This window comes from Methylomagnum sp. (genome assembly GCF_054333355.1).
Genome location: NZ_JBTEKS010000055.1, coordinates 1 through 16,994 on the forward strand (window position 1 = coordinate 1; position 16,994 = coordinate 16,994).

The window sequence follows — 16,994 nt, forward strand, 5'->3', positions numbered from 1 at the left end:
TCCCTGAGTTCGGCCTTGGTCTCGCGCCACCAAGCGGGAAGGGTGGCCTTCCAATGCCGCACCCGCCGGATCAGCCGCTTCACTACGAAGACCATCAGCAACACGAACAAGCCCAGTCCCAGCCAGGCCGTCACCGCCTGCGCCCGGTAAAGCTCCACCGAGAACACCGTCTCCAAGAACATCTCGGTCAGCAGCTCCAGGGTTTCCAGGACCAGTTCCACCCCGTGGAGCAGCAGCCCCAGCAGCATATCGCCCCAGATCAAAAGGATCAGTAAGCCGACCCCGATTAAACCCGCCTTTTTCATAACGTGTCGATTCTTGGCTTTTTTATCGTCATGGGCCGCGTGTGCCCCTCTGAGGTAATGGTGTGCGGCCGCCTCAGGGGGCGGCATACCCGGCGAATTATACGCCGGGTTGGGGGAGGCGTTGTTTAAGGAGGCGGCGGCGCGGGCGCGCCGATTATGGTGGGACTGCGGCTTTTTGTTTGTGGTCCCGCCCCTTCGATTACGGTCAGGACAGGCTTCAGGCGGCAAATAACCGCCTGCAAGGCGGGACTACGAACACTTTAAGGCATTGAATAACAAGGGCTGCGTAAGTCCTATATGAGAGAGTTTGTAGCGCGAATTGGTCGATTCCCGCGCAAAATCCGTAGGTTTCGAGGCTTAGACAACCCCGAATATCTTCGAGGCCCATTCCTTCCGTTCCAGCCCCGCAATCAAGGAATCAACGAAATCCTCGGCGCGGCGCCGTTCCTCTCGATTGAGGCTGGGGTAAATCTTTCGATAGATGGCATTGAACTCCCGAATATGGCCGAGTGTGTAGGGCGCATGAATGCTGAAGAAGTAGCGCTTTAATTCGTCGAAATGTTCCGAATACAAGTAATTGATGTTTATCGCGTTCATGTTGGGTGATTGAAAAGCAGGTTCTTGAAATTGATAGCACTTGTTGTGCCACATGGAGGCATGAAACATTTCAAACACTTGGGCTGCTGAACAAATCCTTGCTCCGGTTTAGCGGTTAAAATTGGTTGGGTTAACCACAAAGGCTATTCAACGGTGGACTTGCTCGTTGGGCTTTTTCCAATGGATGGAAAATAAGCGATCACTACTATATCGGCCTAAATCCCGCTGCTTGAAGGCCTGCGACATTATTCATCACGAGCCACGAACGGCATGGCGCGTTTGGTTGGCCGGAAAAACGAGCCGGAAGAATTAAGTCTAATTTTGTGCTGCGATGCCCGGAATACGAGGTAATACTTAGTTTACGAAGTGCTAGGCCATAGTAACAATACTAAACCAGGAACCCTGGCAGCCGAATCCCCTCCAATGCTTCGTAATGCTTTTGAACTAAGGACTCGAATGGCCTTTGGATAGGGGCTGTTTTATCGAAAGCTTCGGTCAAGGATTGAATCAGTTGTGAGTGCAATGGAATGAACGCTTCCACATTTTTCTGCCGCGAATGCTGCCATTGTCGGGTTTCGTCCAGATCGGTCGAACCGGGGGCAAGGTGCGAAATCTCCCAACCGGGATTCCCCGTAATCGGCGACCGTTGCCGGGCGTTTTTGCATGACCCGAGAAGGGCGCGGCATGTCATGCCGACCGCCGCTACGTCGGTGCCGGTCTCTTATTCACATCCCGAGCCATAAGCATGGGCAGAACCGACGAGCCACAGCGGAGCGCTGAGCAAGATTGGGCCGAGCGGCAGAAGGAAGAGCTTCTGGCGATGCTGGCGCATGAGTTGCGCAATCCCCTGGCGCCCTTGCGGAACGCCAGCGCATTGCTGCGGCGCATTCAGTCTGGCGAACCCAAGGTGGCTTACGCCTGCGCCTTGATCGACCGGCAGGTTAATTACCTTTCGCGCTTGGTCGATGAGTTGCTGGACGTGTCGCGCTTGCTGCGGGGCCGCGTCGCCCTGAAAACCGAACTGGTGGACCTGCGGCACCTACTGAGGCATGCCGCTCAGGATGTGCGGCAGGAGACGCGAGGACGCCGCCAAGCCCTTTCGGTCAGCTTGCCTGACGGTTTGGTGCTGGTGGAGGGCGATTACCTGCGGCTATTGCAGGCCGTCGAACACCTGCTCAACAACGCTTCCAGGTACACCAAGCCGGAGGGCGACATCTTCCTGGAGCTTGAGGCGACCGCGGCGGAGGTGGTTGTGCGGGTGCGCGACAACGGCGTCGGCCTGTCCGATGAGTTGCGGCAACACATCTTCGAACTGTTCGCGCAGGGCGACCGCACCTTGGATCGCACCCCCGGCGGCTTGGGAATTGGGCTGAGTTTCATCAAGCGGGTGGTCGAGCTGCACGCGGGCCGGATTGAAGTCAGCAGTCCGGGACCGGGCTTCGGCACCGAATTCACCTTGCGGCTACCGCGCTGGACCAGCCATCCAGACACCGCGTCTTCAATTCACAAGGCCGCCGCCGGGCCTTCATTCGAAACCGGGCCAGAGGTGTCGGCCACCCGGCACTGAGCTTCCCTGGGAGCGGCTTCCAACCGTGATTTGTCGCTGGCGTGGCTGGAAACCGTTCCCACGTTGGCTATTGAACTTTTGGCGGACATTCGCTCAAACCTTATCTTGTCCGTCGTCCAGCCGGATGCATCGTTGGGTGAAAAACCCCAGGCCTCATATTCCAGCCTTACCCATCCATAACCCATCCATAACCCATGTAAACCTTAAGACTAAGGTTTAATTGCATCAGTACATGTACGTTCGCATCCATACCGATTTTCTTTACACTCCCTGTCAGGTTAAATATTATTCAACATCCAATCAACAATTCCCGGCGCCGGGCCGGGATTTAAAGGCTTGGGTTGACCGGAAATTGACGGCACCGCCAAGGAGGATATTTTCATTCGTCCATCCCACATTTTCCCCTTGTTTTCGAAAACCAGGCATCCGTCCGCTGTTTTGAATTTTTTTGGGTTTTGAATAATGGCCGGTCTTTGGGAGCAAGCAGGACAATGGCTCTGCCATGCCCTATTTAAGAAATCACGTCCAAGGTCAATTTCGATCAATCGAGATGGCCGGGGGCGATGGATAACATGGATTACCCGAAGCAACCATCCCAGGACTGGGATACCCAGAGGAGTCAAGCTTATGGCAGCAGTGGCACAACTCGACAATGAACTGGTTCGACAAGTCCAGAAAGGCGACAAGAAAGCTTTCGATACCCTGGTCAAAAAGTATCAAAGCAAAATCGCCCAACTGGTCAACCGATATATCAAAGACCCCCACGAGGCACTGGATGTATCACAGGATGCCTTCATCAAGGCTTATCGGGCGCTGCCCAATTTCCGGGGAGAAAGCGCCTTTTATACCTGGATGTACCGCATCGCGATTAATACCGCCAAAAACCACATCGCCATGCGGGCGCGGCATTCGTGCGAGGAGGAGGTGGAAATCGAAGAAGCCGAGCAGTTCGAATCCGCCACATTATTAAGGGAATACGACACCCCGGAAGGCTTGGCCCAGAGCGATGAATTGGCGAGGATTATCCAGCGCGGACTGGATGACCTGCCCGAGGAACTCCGCACGGCTTTGAGTCTTAGGGAGTTTTACGGGTATAGCTACGACGACATCGCGAAAATCATGCGCTGCCCGGTGGGCACCGTGCGATCCCGGATATTCCGGGCCAGGGACGCCATCGACAAACGGCTGGAATATCTGCGCGATTAGGCGCGTGGTTTTGCGGGGTGGGTTATGGTGCCGGGAAACTTCCCATGAATAAGCAACTTTCCGGCGGGCACCTAACCCACCCTGCGTGCTAGGGCTGTTTAGGCGATTTTCAGGAAAAGACATACTTGTAGGATGGGTGGAGCGTACTCGCGAAACCCATCGAGCCGGACACAGGGTGATGGGTTTCGCTTCGCTCTACCCATCCTACATCCAGATCAACGGTGACAAGTATTTTCGGAAATCGCCTTAACGCTAAATGAAACAGGGATTCAACCTCGAAGAAATCCCCCCTAACCCCCCCTTTGTAAAGGGGGGAACTCACTTCCCCCTTTGCAAAGGGGGACCGAGGGGGATTTAAAAAGCTTGCTAAGAACCCTGCCGGGGCAGCATTGAAAAGCCCTGTGCACCAATGGATTCATGCACGAAGCGTAATTTGTCGATGACCGAATCACGCAGGATGAAGGGGTACGCATCGGCCAAGCCCATGCCCCGATTGAGATTATTGAGAACGTAGGTCAGAGGGAACCAGTTCTCCATCAAGGCTTCGAAGGATTGGTCGGGAATATCTTCGGCCCGTTCCAACTCAAGGGATGGCTCGTCGGGGCGGGGCGGCTTGAGGGATAAGCCGCACGCGGCGGCGGTTTCCAGGGTATCGACCATATGCAAGTAATGGGCGAAGGTTTCGGCCCAATCCTCCCAAGGATGGGAGCTTGCATACTGGCTGACATAGTGCGCCTGCCAATCCGACGGCGCGCCTGCCTCATAATGCTCTTGCAGGGCTTGCCCATAATCTTCCCGCTCGTCGCCGAATAGCTGGCGGAAGCCGTCAATCCGGCGACTCCCGTCGATCAACCGATTCCAATAATAATGGCCGATTTCGTGCCGGAAATGGCCCAGCAAGGTCCGATACGGCTCGCCCATTTGCTGGCGTCGCTTTTCCCGCTCAGCGTCGTCGGCTTCCACCAGATTGATGGTGATTAGCCCGTTGTCGTGACCCGTCAGCACCGGCGGCGCGTCCGGGTCGTCCGGGTCGGCCAGGAATTCGAAGGCCAAGCCCCGCTCGGGATCGTCGGCCTTGTTCGCCAGGGGCAGGCCGAGATTCACCAAGGTATAGATCAAGCGCCGCTTGGCCACTTCCAGCTTGTACCAATCGACCTTGTGTCCTGGCTGCTCCAGGTCGGGAATGGTCCGCGTCAGGCGGCAGGATTGGCAGAGTGGATGGGAATCAGCGGCGGGCACGGCCCAGTTGCAGACGTTCTCCCGGCTGTAGTTCTCGCATAGCCGGTAAGTCCGCCCCCCGGCGGCGGGGGGTTGCCACAGGCCGTTGCCGAGGGCTTCCAATGAGGCCATGTCGGCTTGATCGGGCAGATAGGCCAGGGCGTGGCCGCATTTCACGCACTGGATGCTTTCGAAGAAGACCAATTGGCGGCAGTGATTACAGTGAAAGATTTTCATGGCGGAGCGGATTTCCTCAGCTGGCGGCGTGCAAAGGCTTGGCGGCTTGGGCCGCGAGTCCGTCGCCGAAGAATTCCGCCAGCAGGCGCCCCACCCGGCCCGGTTGCTCGATCTGCGGCACATGGCCGCAATCCGCCAGCACCACCGTGCGGGAATCGGCCAGCCGTTGGCTCAAGGCCTGGGTCTGCCCCACCGGCACGATCCGGTCACACGCCCCCCACAGCACCAACACCGGCACGGTCAGTGCCTTCAGCCGGTCCAGGATGATTTCCCCGTCCCGCTGGCCTTTCAGGCTGACGCCGCTGCGGGCCGTGGCGATGGTGGCTTCGAGATAGCCCGGCGAGCGGGCCATTTCATAAAGCTCCTCGCGCCATTCGGCGGGCAATTGCTTGGGATGCTCGGCCAGCAGCGCGACCAGGGAAGCGGCCCACAAGCGGGCGCCGGGCGGCGTGCGGTGCCAATGGACCAGCAGCGGCCCGAGTCCCGGCAGCGTCATCAGCCGCAAGGCCCAGCTGATTTGCCGCCCCAGCCCCGCGCTGTCCAACAGGGCCAGGGCGGAGACCCGCTCCGGCTCGGCCAGCGCCAGCCGCATCGCGATGAGACCGCCCAGGGAGTTGCCCACCACGGCGGCCCGCTCCAGCCCCACGGCCTGCATGAAGGACGCCACGAAGGCCGTGAAGAATTCCGGGGAATAATTGCACTTGGGCTTGGCGCTGCGGCCAAAGCCGGGCAGGCTGGGGGCATAAACCCGATGGGTCGCCGCCAGGGCGGGGATGACCCAGCGCCAGGAATAAGCGCTGTCAGCGAGTCCATGGAGCAACAGCAGGGGCGTTCCCCCGTCGTCATTGCCCGCCGTCAGGTATTGGGTGGAAAACTCCCGGGGCGGCAGTTTGATTGGGACGTAGCGTTCGATGATGCCTTCTTGCATGATGTGGATGCCTCACTCGATTGCCGGGATCAATGGGTGGGCCGACCAGACAGGGAGCTGGGCGCGTTGAGGTTGGCGCCCTCGTCCACGCCCACGCCCAGGCGGTCCACCAATTCGCCGCCCAGCCAGCCGGTCAGCATCACCAGCCCAACCCCCGCGAATGACAAAAGATGCGCCCAGACGCCGGGTCCGTCTAGCGGCGCGTTACGGCGCAACATCCAACTCCCGATGAATAGCAGCAGCACCAAGGCATTTCCGACGCCATGCAGCAGGCCGATGGCCTTGGCGCGGGTATTCTGAGGGATGGCCAGCCAGTCAATCAGACCAAAGGGGGACGCCACCAGTCCGCCAATGATGCCCGACACGATCATCCAATAGGCGACCGTCTCGGTCATGGCCCGGCCCGAGATGAGATAAATCACATCAAACACGGCGGCGGTGGCGAATAGCCCCAAAGGAAAAGCGACCAGAATAGGATGGATGGGGTGTCCGAGTATTTTGGCTTTGCTTTCCATATAACCTCCTTGTGAAAAAAACTAAAAACAATTAGCTCCGGCAATAACGAAATATCGTCGGAACGAAGCGGCCCGTCATTAAGCCAGCCTCTGTTGTGACCCGTGAATGGAAGCGGATGTTCCGGGCGGGGGACGATGGTTCCGGCCTTATCAAGGTGGCTGGCCGGAATTGGTCGAGCGGGATTCCGCCCTCCGTCATCGGTGGAAGGGTGGAATCGCCATCATTAACCTTAAGCGGGCGGTGAAGTCCAAAGCAAGCTTTGGACTCCAAGGTCTCGGGAGAATAGGCGCTTTATCTTAATGGCCGTGATGGGAGACGAGGGGCGTAAAAGGGGTTGCTAATTTAAAATCAGGGCGCGGCTGTCCAGTCCGTTCGCGATTAGGCTGGCCGCGCGCCCCCGGCGCCATTCTTTGGCTATGGCCGTAGGGTTCGGGCTATTTATTGCTTTTTTAATAAAGCGTCGAGTCCGGCGAAAGCCTTGAATCCGGCGCCCGAATCTTTGGGTTTTCCCGAGGAAACATCGCCATAGGATGACGCATGAATATAACGGGCATGTTCCTCGTCGTGGCAATACAGGCACAATAACTCCCAATTGCTACCATCGGAGGGATTATCGTCGTGATTGTGGTTGCGATGATGGACTGTTAGTTCGTGGAGATTCTGAAGGGTGAACTCACGGGCGCACCGGCCACAAATCCAAGGGTATAGCTTGAGCGCCTGCTCCCGATAGCCTTTCTCGCGGTCATCCTTCTCGCGCCGGGCGTTCGCCACCACCTGATCGAGTTTCGTCCGATCCGGGCCAGTTCTCTTTCTCACCATGGGTTCGACTCCTTATATATGTAATGTGGTTTGACCGACCGTGCCTGACGGTCGAGGTTTCCAAATAAGCATAATCCCGGCAATGCCGTTTCCGCAAAACCTACCCGATTGGCCCGCGTCGGATGGGCATGTGCCCATGCCCGCCGATGCGTGATTCGGTGGGCGCGGGTACATCCTCGCCCTACGTCTATTTGGCGCTATTTCACTAAAACGGTGGTCCTGTATGGTGAGTGATCATCGTTCCCACGCCGAGCGTGGGAACGATGAATGAGGATGTTAAATCACTCAATATAAAGGGCCACCTACTAAAACTAATCGGCGATACGTCCTCTCAAGCGTTTTAGTTCCCCCTGTTTTTTCTTATGGTCCAGGCGCCGTAGTTGGGCGCCGTGGCTGGGCTGGGTGGGTTTCCTGGCCTTGCGGGAAACCGCCACGCTCCGAATCATATCCCGCAGTTTAAGCAAGGCGTCCTCCCGATTCTGTTCCAGGCTGCGGAATCGTTGCGCCTTGATGACGATAACGCCTCCGTTGGATATGTGGCTATCGTTCAAGGCGAGCAGTTTAACCTTATAGAAATCCGGTAATGAGGATGCCCGGATATCAAAGCGCAGGTGGGCCGCCGTGGAAACCTTGTTTACGTTTTGCCCGCCCGCGCCCTGGGCGCGGATGGCCCGGATGTCGATTTGAGCCAGCGGAATAAGGACTTGGTTGGATATTTGGAGCATGGTGAGCGGCTATAAACGCTGAAATCTTTGTGACGCCGGTATCAAAAGCCACTACAGGCCGGGAAGATACATTAATAAATGTTGATTGTGGGCTTATTGGGTGGCTATAATAATATCTTTAACGGAGGAAATTACCATGGCTGAAAATATTGCAACCTTGTCTGAAAACGAACTCGCCGAACTGATTGCCAAAGCTTCCCGCGAACTGGAAGTTAAGCGTCAAGGCAAGAAGCGCGAAACCATCTCGCAAATCAAAGAGCTAGCCGCTTCCATCGGGGTTTCCGTGGAAATCTCCGAAGGCGAGAAAAAGGCCACCTCGAGAAGAGGCTCTTCGGTTCCGGTTAAGTATCGCGACCCGGATAATTCCAGAAACGCCTGGACTGGCCGTGGTATGAAGCCGCGCTGGTTGAATGCCTATCTCAATCAAGGCCGCGCTCTGGAAGAATTCCAGGTATAACGCGAAGGGCCAGCCACTTCTTCTTTGTATAAGAAAGCGGCTGGCCCCGTTTGCTTCCTGCCAGTATCTTGCCCTTAGGCCGTATTTCCACGGTCACGGGTTCTGTTTGAAGAACCCATCCGCATTTTCCTTTCTATTCCCCCATATCTTATATCCGTGAAGCCGGGACGTTTTCGTCTTACGTCTCGGCTAACCTTCGATAACCGCTAGATTCACGAATACCTTAGCTCAATTGGGTGGGGTATGCTTTTCCGCGTTGCGGCGGCGGCTTTAAACCATCGCGGCAAATCATTAATAATCGCGGCTTAAATCAAGCGCTGTGGGCTGGGTTGAGGCACGAAACCCAGCTTTGCGAGGTCGGCAAAAGCCGGTTTTCGCAAAGCTGCAACCCAGCCTACGGCGTTGCCGATAGACTCCCGTGGGAGCGGTTTTTAAACCGCGACTTGGGCGGCTCGTCTCGGTTTATACTCAAAACAGCCACAAACCGAACTTTTTAATCCCACCTCACCCCAACCCTCTTTCAGAGGGAGAGGGGGCAAGATGTTCAGCTTGTGACTGAACACAGTATAAAAACCGCCCCCATGGAAGGACATCAATCCGTGCCTACATCGTCACCATCACCCTTACCGCGTCCAGGCGTACATTGGCGGCTTGGATGCAGGCGTTCATCTCCATGGCGTTCTCCTTCACCTTGTCCAGTTCCTCCTTGCGCACGTTGGGATTGACCCGGCGCAGGGCCGCGAGCCGCTTGAGTTCGCCGGTCATGGCGTCGAGCATCCGCTTGCCGCTGGCGGCGACGATGGACGGCAGCTTGCCCTGAGCCTGCTTGTCGGACAGGGCCAAAAGCTGGGTGATGAGCTTGCGCTGGGCGCGGACCAGTTCCAGCGCGTGTTCCCGGTCGAATTGCCGGGGCTGCTCGGCGAGGCTCTCGAAGGGCAGGGCGCTGAGATCGTTGCCCTCCTGGTCGAACAGGAACCGGACCAAGGTCGGCGGTAAGAACCGGCCCTTGTGCAATCGTTTGGGGGCGATGCACTCGACCAAATAAAACGCCTCCACCAGCAGTTGCCCCGGATCGAGGTCGGGATGGCGCACCACGCTCAGGGCGGCGTTGCCGTGTTCGCTATTGAGCAACAGGTCGATGGCGCCGCGCACCATGGGATGCTCCCAGGTGATGAACAGCATGTCCTCGCGGGCTAGGCCGATGCCCCGGTCCAAGGTGATGGTGACGCCTTCGTCCGGCAGCTCCGGGAACTGGGTTCGCATGTGTTCGCCGGGCCGGAGGATGTGGCAATGCTCGGAATGCTCCTCGATGGCGACCCCGTAGGCGTCGTAGACCTGCTCCATGTAATCCCAAAGCTGGCCGCTGTCGTCGGTGTCCCGGACCAGATCGACCAGCCGGTCGGCCTCTTCCTTGCGGCAGGAATTGAGTTCCAGCAGCCGGTCGCGGCCTTGCTGCAATTCTTGTTGGATGGCGGCGGACAGGCGGCCGGCCCGCTCCATGAGGGCGTCCTCCTGGTCCGGGTCGGGGCGGCGCAGCAATTCGGCCAACGGCTCCCGAAGCTGGGAGTACACGGCCATGGCGGCGGGATTGGGCTGGGCGAAGGCGTTCAAGCCCTCGTGATACCAGCGGAACAGCACGCTCTGGGCGCTGTCCTCGAAATAGGCCGCGTGCAGGCGGATGGTTTCGGTCTGGCCGATGCGGTCCAAGCGTCCGATGCGCTGTTCCAAGAGGTCCGGGTTGAGCGGCAGGTCGAACAGCGCCAAATGGTGGGCGAACTGGAAGTTGCGGCCTTCGCTGCCGATTTCCGAACAAACCAAGACTTGAGCGCCATCCTCCGAGTCGGCGAACCACGCCGCCGCCCGGTCGCGGGCCACGATGCTTAGCCCCTCGTGGAACACCGCCGCCCGGATGCCCGCCGTGCGGAGGGCTTCCTCCAGGTCGATGGCGGTGCGGGCCTTGGCGCAAATGACCAGCGCCTTGGCCGGGCGGAGCTTTTGCAAGGTGCTGGTCAGCCACGCCACGCGGGGATCAAAGCGCCACCATTCGGTGCCGGGCTCCGAAGCTTTGGGGGCGAGGCTTTCCGGGTGCAGCCGCGCTTCCAATTCCGCGTCGCCGCCCGCGAGCCATTCCCGGTAGCTGGTCGGCAGCGGCAGGGCTTGGGCCAACAGTTCCCGCGCCGGGAAGCCCTTGACCGTGCCCCGCGTGTTGCGGAACAGCACCCGCCCGGTGCCGTGGCGGTCCAGCAGCAATTGAATCAAATCCTGGCGGGCCTGACCGGCGGTGTCGGGATCGTCCAGCTTGTCCAGCAACTCATCCGCCAAGTCCTGCGCCAAGGTGACCCGCAGCCGATCCAGGGTCGGCCGGTCCAGTTCGGGGTCGTCGAGCAAGTGGTTGATGACATCGGCCAGCGACTCGTATTCCCGCTCTTCGGCCAGGAACTTCTCGAAGCTGTGGAAGCGGTCGGGGTCGAGCAGCCGCAGCCGGGCGAAATGGCTTTGCTTGCCCAATTGTTCCGGGGTCGCGGTCAATAGCAAGAGGCCCGGCACGACACGGCCCAGGGTCTCGATGAATTCATATTGGGGGCTGGCGGCGCCTTCCGACCAAGCCAAATGATGGGCCTCGTCCACCACGCACAAATCCCAGCCCGCCGCCAGCGCTTGCTCCTGTAGCTCGGCGTCGTCCACCAGGAAATTCAGTCCGCACAGCACGAGCTGCTCGCTCAGGAAGGGATTGTCCTCGCCAGTGTCCGCGCAGCGCTCGTCGTCGAACAGGCTGAAGCGCAGGTTGAAGCGGCGGCGCATTTCCACCAGCCATTGGTGGAGCAGCGGCTCCGGCACGATGATGAGGACGCGCTCGGCCCGCCCGGTCAAAAGCTGGTGATGGATGATGAGACCGGCTTCGATGGTCTTGCCCAGGCCCACCTCGTCGGCCAGGAGGACGCGGGGCGCTTCGCGGCGGGCGACCTCGTGGGCGATGTACAACTGGTGCGGAATCGGGCTGGTGCGTCCGCCGCAGAGGCCGCGCACGGGGGATTGCTCCAGCCCGCCGATCAGGCGCAGCGTCTCATAGCGCAGCCGGAACATCCCTGAGTTATCCAACTGGCCGGTGAACAGGCGGTCCTGGGGCTTGTTGAATTGCAGGAAGTGGTTGAGGTCCATTTCCTCCAGGCTGGCCGGATCGCCGTCCTCGTCCTTGCCCTCGTAAATCAGAATGCCCATCTTTTCCCGGACGGCGGCCACGGTGAGCTTCCAGCCCTCAGTGCTTTCCACGCTGTCGCCCTTGCTGAACCGGACGCGGGTCAGCGGGGCGTTATTGGCCGCGTAGGTGCGCCGCTCACCGCTGGCGATGAATAACATAGTCACCCGTTGGCCTTCCATGGAGAGCACCATGCCTAGGCCCAGTTCGGGTTCGGTTTCACTGATCCAGCGTTGTCCGGGAACGAAAGTCGGCAAGGGGGTACTCCTGATTAAATAGAAAGAATATTAATGGGGTGGCCGGTGATTCTAACAGAATTAATATAAATGATGGTCGGGCTATTTCTAATGACTTGACCGGGAATAAGTTTTAATTTTTCAACGTGTACCCCAATTATGCCGTTTAGGATTTGGTCGGAAACAACTTCCCCGATTCGGGGCGGCAACCGGGTAGGTCGGGCATGTATTCCATGCCCGACGTGGCCTGATCCGGGCGATGGTGTCGGGCATGAGTACGTGCCCGACCTACGGGGTTCGGAAGGTTATTCACGACCAAATCCTTAGCGCCGCCCGTAAATAGCCCGACGGTCTCGGGCCGAAAGGGGGCGGGGCACCTTAGAATGGGGGGATGGCACCGGATTAAATCCCGGTAATTGGCTAACGATAATTGGCGAGGGGTTGAAACGCGGGGTTATCCCAGGCTTTTCATTACCACGCCGCGATAATCCAGCAGATTGATGCCGAAATCGCCGGGGCGGTGTATGGCTTTGATTTTATAGGGCAAACCCTTTTCGTCGGTCTGCTTGAGCGCCATGTCCACAAAGCGGGCGACAGGATTGCCCGCCGGGTCGCGCACCACCAGGATGGTCGGGCGCAGGCGATGGGCGGGGTTGGCTTCCAGCACGATGGCCTTTTCCCCGGTGTTTAATTCGACGATGGAACCCGGCGGATAAATACCCATGTAAGCGATGAAGGCGTTGACCATTTTGCTTTCCAGGTGGTTCTTCTTAACCATCCCGTGCAGCATGTTCAAGGCGTCCAAATGGGTGAAGGGGGGACGGTGGGGGCGCGGACTGACGATGGCGTCATACTTTTCCACCACGGCCACAATGCGCACGTTGCGGTTCAATTGAGGCCGGGTCAATCCCCGGGGATAGCCGGTGCCGTCCAGATGCTCGTGATGGCCGAAGGCCACGTCCACGGTGCCGCTGTAGATATTGCGGCCCGACATGAGGATGTCCCGGCCCAGGCGGCAGTGTTGGTGGACCACGTCCATTTCTTCTTGGGTCAGCCGGTCCGGCTTGTTAAGAATGGCGTCGGGCACTTGAACCTTGCCGATGTCGTGCATCAGGCCGCAGGTGCCGAGATCCTCAAGCTGCTTGGCGTCCAGCCCCGCCAAGCGGCCTACCATGATCGCGTAGACGCTGGTGTTCATGGCGTGCTGGCTGAGCAGCTCATTTTTCTCGCGCATCTGGGTCATGAACAGCAGGGCGTCGGGATTGCGCATGATGCTGGACACGCATTCGGAGACCGATTCCCGAGCCAACTGGATGTCGATGCTGCTGCCGAAGCGCACATCGTCCATCATGGTTTTCAGGAGATTGGAGGTGTTCTTGGTGGCGCTCTCGGCGACCTCCAGCTCCCGGCTAAAAGCAGTGGTTTTGGCGGCGGAGCGGAAGTTATTGGCGGGCGTGGTGTTAAGCCTGACTTCTTCCACCCGGGTGCGGAGTATGTCTATGAAAACATACTTGCAATGGTGCTGTAAGGCGACAATATCTTCAAAGGTTTTCAGTTCAAAGCCTTGGAACAAAAAGGGCGTTTCCAGCCAGGGACGGTCTAACTCGCATACGTACATACCGATACGAAGATCCCTGGCATTAACCTTGACCTTTTCGACGATGTCGATTTCGTGCGGTTTTTCTTGAAGCATGGGCTGCCAACATCCTGAGTGGTGCGAATCGTCTATCCCTTGGGTCTTGTCTTCGCTTTGAAAGAAAGGAGGGCGGGTATGCAAAACTTTCCTTGGTAGTCTAGGGAATTATTTACGGTTTTTCCATTGGTGGGCGCTTACTTATTGAAAGCGCCATGTATCCTTTTTTGAGCAATGATGGACTTTAGGGGCCGGGGCCGAATCTGCCGAACCGGACCAATAGCGCGGGCAGCAGGGCCAGATTCAGCACGGTGGAGGACACCAGTCCGCCGATAATCACCGCCGCCATCGGACCCATGATTTCCCGGCCCGGATTGTCGCTGTTGACCGCGATGGGCAGCATGGCGAGGGCCGTCACCAGGGCCGTCATAAGGATAGATGGCAATCGCTGGCGGGCGCCGAGCAGGGCGGTGTCCAGGTTCCAGGGATGGCCTTCCCGTTCCACCAAATGGCGGTAATGGGAAATCAGCATGATGGCATTGCGGACGGTGATGCCGAACAGGGTCACGAAGCCCACCATCGAACCCACCGACAACGCGCCGCCGGTCAGCAGCGCCGCCGCCACGCCGCCCGCCAGGGAAAAGGGCAGGTTCGCCAAGGTCAGCAGCAAGTGGCGGAGGCTCCCGAGGGCGAGTTGAATCAGCAGCAGCACGCCCACCCCGGCCAGCAGCGCGTGAACGATCATCTCCCGCCGCGCCTCGCCTTGCTCCACCGCCGCGCCCGTGAATTCCGGCGAAATGTCCGGCGGGAACGGCACGTCGGCCAAGACGCGGGTTTTGAGTTCATCCATGAAGGATTCCAAGTCGCGTCCCGCGACATTGGCGGTGACGGTCTGCACCCGTTGCCCGCCCCGGTGCAGGATGTTGTAGCGCCCGCCGATCTGCCGCACCTCCGCCACTTCGTCGAGAGTCACCACCAGCCCGTCCGGCGTCCGCAATGGCAACCGCGCCACGGTCTCGACCTTCTGGCGGGAGTCCGGCGGCAGAATCACCGCCACGTCGTAGGCGCGGTTGTCCAGGTAATAGCTGCCAACAACCTCGCCTTGCAGGGCCGTCCGCACCGCGTCGGCGGCTTCCAGGGGCCGCAAGCCATAGCCCGCCAGCCGCGCCATATCCAGCCGCACTTGCAGCAGCGGCGTCCCCGGCGGCGAGCGCAATTGCACGTCAGTGGCACCGGGAATGGCCCGGATCGCCTCCGCCATTTGCCGCGCCATCTCGTCCAATCGGGCCAAATCATGCCCGTACAAATTCACCGCCACCGGCGAGGTGTAGCCGGAAATGGTCTCGTCCACCCGTTCGGTGAGGAAGGTGTTGGCCTCGAACAGAACGCCGGGGAAGCCGCGCAGAATCTTCCGCAGCCGCGCCAGCACCGCGCCTTGTTCCGCGCCGGACAGGGGCCGCAAATGGATTTCGTATTCGCTGTAATGGCTGCCGTAGGTGTCGGCGCCACGCTCGGCCCGGCCCGCCCATTGCGAGGCGGACACCACCTCCGGCAAGGCGCTGAACTGTTCGACCAAGCGCCCGCCGATGCGCATCGACTCGGTCAGCGACGTGCCCGGCAGGCTGGCCGTGTGGACGATGTAATGGCCCTCGCGCAGTTCCGGCAGGAATTCGCCGCCCAAGGTCGGCAAACAGGCCAGCGCCGCCGCACAGACCGCGAGACTGCCCGCGATGGCGCGGTAGGGATGCCGGGCGATAGGCCCGAGCAGCGCGGCATATTTGGGTTGTAGCCAGCGGATCAACGGCGGCTGGGGACCGGCGGCGCGGTGTTCCAGCAGCCAATAACAGAGCGCGGGCGTCACCGTCAGGGCGACCACCAGCGACATCAAAATCGCCAGGATATAGGCATAGCCCAGCGGCGCGAACAAGCGCCCCGCCACCCCGCCAAGCGTCAGCAGCGGCAGGAACACCAGCGCCACGATAAAGCTGGCATAGACCACCGAGCCGCGCACTTCCATCGAAGCATCGAACACCACGCGATGGGTCGGGCGGGGCTGGTCTTTCAGGCGGTTTTCCCGCAAGCGCCGGAAGATGTTTTCGGTGTCGATGATGGCGTCGTCCACCACCTCGCCCAAGGCGATGGCGAGTCCGCCCAGCACCATGATGTTGAGGTTCAGCCCCAAGCCCAGCAACGTGACCACCGCCGCCAGCAATGACAGTGGAATCGCCACGGCGGAAATGAAGGCGGTGCGGAGGTCGAACAGGAAGGCGTACAGCACCAGCACCACCAACAGGCCGCCGATCAAGAGATGCCCGGACAGATTGCCCAGCGAACGCTCGATGTAATCCGCCGGGCGGAACAAGCGCGGATAAAAGTCGATGTGCTGGCGGGCGAAGAGCGTCTCGAATTCCGTCAGCACGCTCTCGACACTGCGGGACACGCTCAAGGTATTGGCGCCGTACTGGCCGATGACCATCAACACGATGGCCGGTTTCCCGCCTATCGCCGCCGCGCCGATGGGCGGCTTGGCGCCGGTGGCGACTTCCGCCACATCGGCCAGGGTGACATTGCCGCCGTCCTTGCGCTTCAACACCACTTGCCTCAAGGCGTCCGGGTCGGCGGGCAATCCGGCGATGGTGAGGGCGATGCGCTGGTTGGCGTTCTCCACGAAGCCCGCGCCGGGCATCCCCGTCGCCTGCCGGGCCGCGCTCACCACCTCGTCCAGCGCGAGACCGTAGCGGCGCAGCTTGTCCAGGTCGGGGCGGATTTGCAGTTGGCGGATTTCGCCGCCGAACACGTTCACGTCCGCCACGCCCGGCACGGCCAGCAGGCGCGGCACCAGGGTCCAATCCACCAGATCGCGCAGCGCCATCAAATCGTGTTCATCGGAGCTAAGCCCCAGCGTCAACACGGTGGCGGACGAGGACGACAGCGGCACGGCGACGGGCGGCCCGGTGCCGACGGGCAATTCACCGGCCAGGGCGTTGAGCCGTTCGCCCACCAACTGGCGGTCGCGGTAAATATCCGTGCTTTCCTCGAACACCGCCGTGACCACCGACAAGCCTTGGATGGATTCGGAGCGGATGCTGTCCAGCCCGATCAGGCCGGCCAGATGCTTTTCGATGCGCTGGGTGACGAGGGTTTCGGTCTGCTCGGCAGTGAGTCCGGGGGCCTCGGTCTGGATGACGACGCGGGGGGCGGAGAATTCCGGGAAGATGTCGAGTCCCGCCTGGGTCAGCCGGAAGCCGCCGTAGACCAGCAGCGCCAAGGCCAGGGCCAGCACCAGGCCGCGCTGGTGGACGGAGAAGCGGACGATGGCGGAGAGCATCAGCTAGTGGGAGTGGGCTTCAGCCC

General features: G+C 59.8%; 14 protein-coding genes. 3 read left to right on the forward strand and 11 right to left on the reverse strand.

Features of this window, described 5'->3' with window-relative positions; translation table 11 throughout:
* A partial coding sequence (locus tag ACXWUF_RS06635; RefSeq protein WP_458493885.1) for a hypothetical protein occupies nt 1-305 on the reverse strand: 305 nt, incomplete at its 3' end.
* Nucleotides 306-662: 357 nt separating this feature from the next.
* Entirely contained in the window at nt 663-902 is a 240-nt protein-coding gene (locus tag ACXWUF_RS06640) for a hypothetical protein (protein ID WP_458493886.1), read from the reverse strand.
* 745 nt (nt 903-1,647) lie between these two features.
* Here ACXWUF_RS06640 and ACXWUF_RS06645 point away from each other — a divergent pair.
* Nucleotides 1,648-2,469, forward strand: a complete 822-nt coding sequence (locus ACXWUF_RS06645; RefSeq protein ID WP_458493887.1) for a sensor histidine kinase — start codon at nt 1,648-1,650, stop codon at nt 2,467-2,469.
* A 278-nt stretch (nt 2,470-2,747) separates the two neighbouring features.
* Here ACXWUF_RS06645 and ACXWUF_RS06650 read toward each other — a convergent pair whose 3' ends face one another.
* Nucleotides 2,748-3,014: a hypothetical protein gene (locus tag ACXWUF_RS06650; protein WP_458493888.1), complete on the reverse strand. Its 267-nt coding sequence runs from the start codon at nt 3,012-3,014 to the stop codon at nt 2,748-2,750.
* An 82-nt stretch (nt 3,015-3,096) separates the two neighbouring features.
* Here ACXWUF_RS06650 and rpoE point away from each other — a divergent pair, with 82 nt between their 5' ends.
* The gene (gene rpoE, locus ACXWUF_RS06655; protein ID WP_458493889.1) at nt 3,097-3,675 is read left to right on the forward strand and encodes an RNA polymerase sigma factor RpoE; all 579 of its coding nucleotides are present in this window, start codon (nt 3,097-3,099) and stop codon (nt 3,673-3,675) included.
* Between the two features lie 366 nt (nt 3,676-4,041).
* Here the strand turns inward: rpoE and ACXWUF_RS06660 are convergent, their stop codons facing one another.
* The 5 genes from ACXWUF_RS06660 to arfB form a co-directional block, all read right to left on the reverse strand.
* The gene (locus tag ACXWUF_RS06660; RefSeq protein WP_458493890.1) at nt 4,042-5,130 is read right to left on the reverse strand and encodes a zinc-binding metallopeptidase family protein; all 1,089 of its coding nucleotides are present in this window, start codon (nt 5,128-5,130) and stop codon (nt 4,042-4,044) included.
* A gap of 16 nt (nt 5,131-5,146) precedes the next feature.
* Nucleotides 5,147-6,058, reverse strand: a complete 912-nt coding sequence (locus ACXWUF_RS06665) for an alpha/beta fold hydrolase (protein WP_458493891.1) — start codon at nt 6,056-6,058, stop codon at nt 5,147-5,149.
* Nucleotides 6,059-6,087: 29 nt separating this feature from the next.
* Nucleotides 6,088-6,573 carry a DUF2231 domain-containing protein gene (locus ACXWUF_RS06670; RefSeq protein ID WP_458493892.1) on the reverse strand — a complete coding sequence of 162 codons (486 nt, stop codon included), beginning with the start codon at nt 6,571-6,573 and terminating at the stop codon, nt 6,088-6,090.
* A 439-nt stretch (nt 6,574-7,012) separates the two neighbouring features.
* Nucleotides 7,013-7,393: a YajD family HNH nuclease gene (locus ACXWUF_RS06675; RefSeq protein ID WP_458493893.1), complete on the reverse strand. Its 381-nt coding sequence runs from the start codon at nt 7,391-7,393 to the stop codon at nt 7,013-7,015.
* Nucleotides 7,394-7,704: 311 nt separating this feature from the next.
* Nucleotides 7,705-8,118, reverse strand: coding sequence for an alternative ribosome rescue aminoacyl-tRNA hydrolase ArfB (arfB, locus tag ACXWUF_RS06680; protein WP_458493894.1), 414 nt, complete (start codon nt 8,116-8,118; stop codon nt 7,705-7,707).
* A 136-nt stretch (nt 8,119-8,254) separates the two neighbouring features.
* On the opposite strand from arfB, the gene ACXWUF_RS06685 reads away from it, so the two are divergent.
* Nucleotides 8,255-8,575 carry an H-NS histone family protein gene (locus ACXWUF_RS06685; RefSeq protein WP_458493895.1) on the forward strand — a complete coding sequence of 107 codons (321 nt, stop codon included), beginning with the start codon at nt 8,255-8,257 and terminating at the stop codon, nt 8,573-8,575.
* Nucleotides 8,576-9,178: 603 nt separating this feature from the next.
* On the opposite strand, the gene rapA is transcribed toward ACXWUF_RS06685, so the two are convergent.
* From rapA to ACXWUF_RS06700, 3 genes are all read right to left on the reverse strand, one after another.
* A complete protein-coding gene (gene rapA / locus ACXWUF_RS06690) occupies nt 9,179-12,028 on the reverse strand; it encodes an RNA polymerase-associated protein RapA (protein WP_458493896.1) in 2,850 nt (949 codons plus the stop codon).
* Nucleotides 12,029-12,461: 433 nt separating this feature from the next.
* Nucleotides 12,462-13,700 (reverse strand): HD-GYP domain-containing protein, encoded by a 1,239-nt coding sequence (locus tag ACXWUF_RS06695; protein WP_458493897.1) that lies wholly within the window; start codon nt 13,698-13,700, stop codon nt 12,462-12,464.
* A 184-nt stretch (nt 13,701-13,884) separates the two neighbouring features.
* Nucleotides 13,885-16,968: an efflux RND transporter permease subunit gene (locus ACXWUF_RS06700; protein ID WP_458493898.1), complete on the reverse strand. Its 3,084-nt coding sequence runs from the start codon at nt 16,966-16,968 to the stop codon at nt 13,885-13,887.
* Nucleotides 16,969-16,994 lie beyond the last annotated feature (26 nt).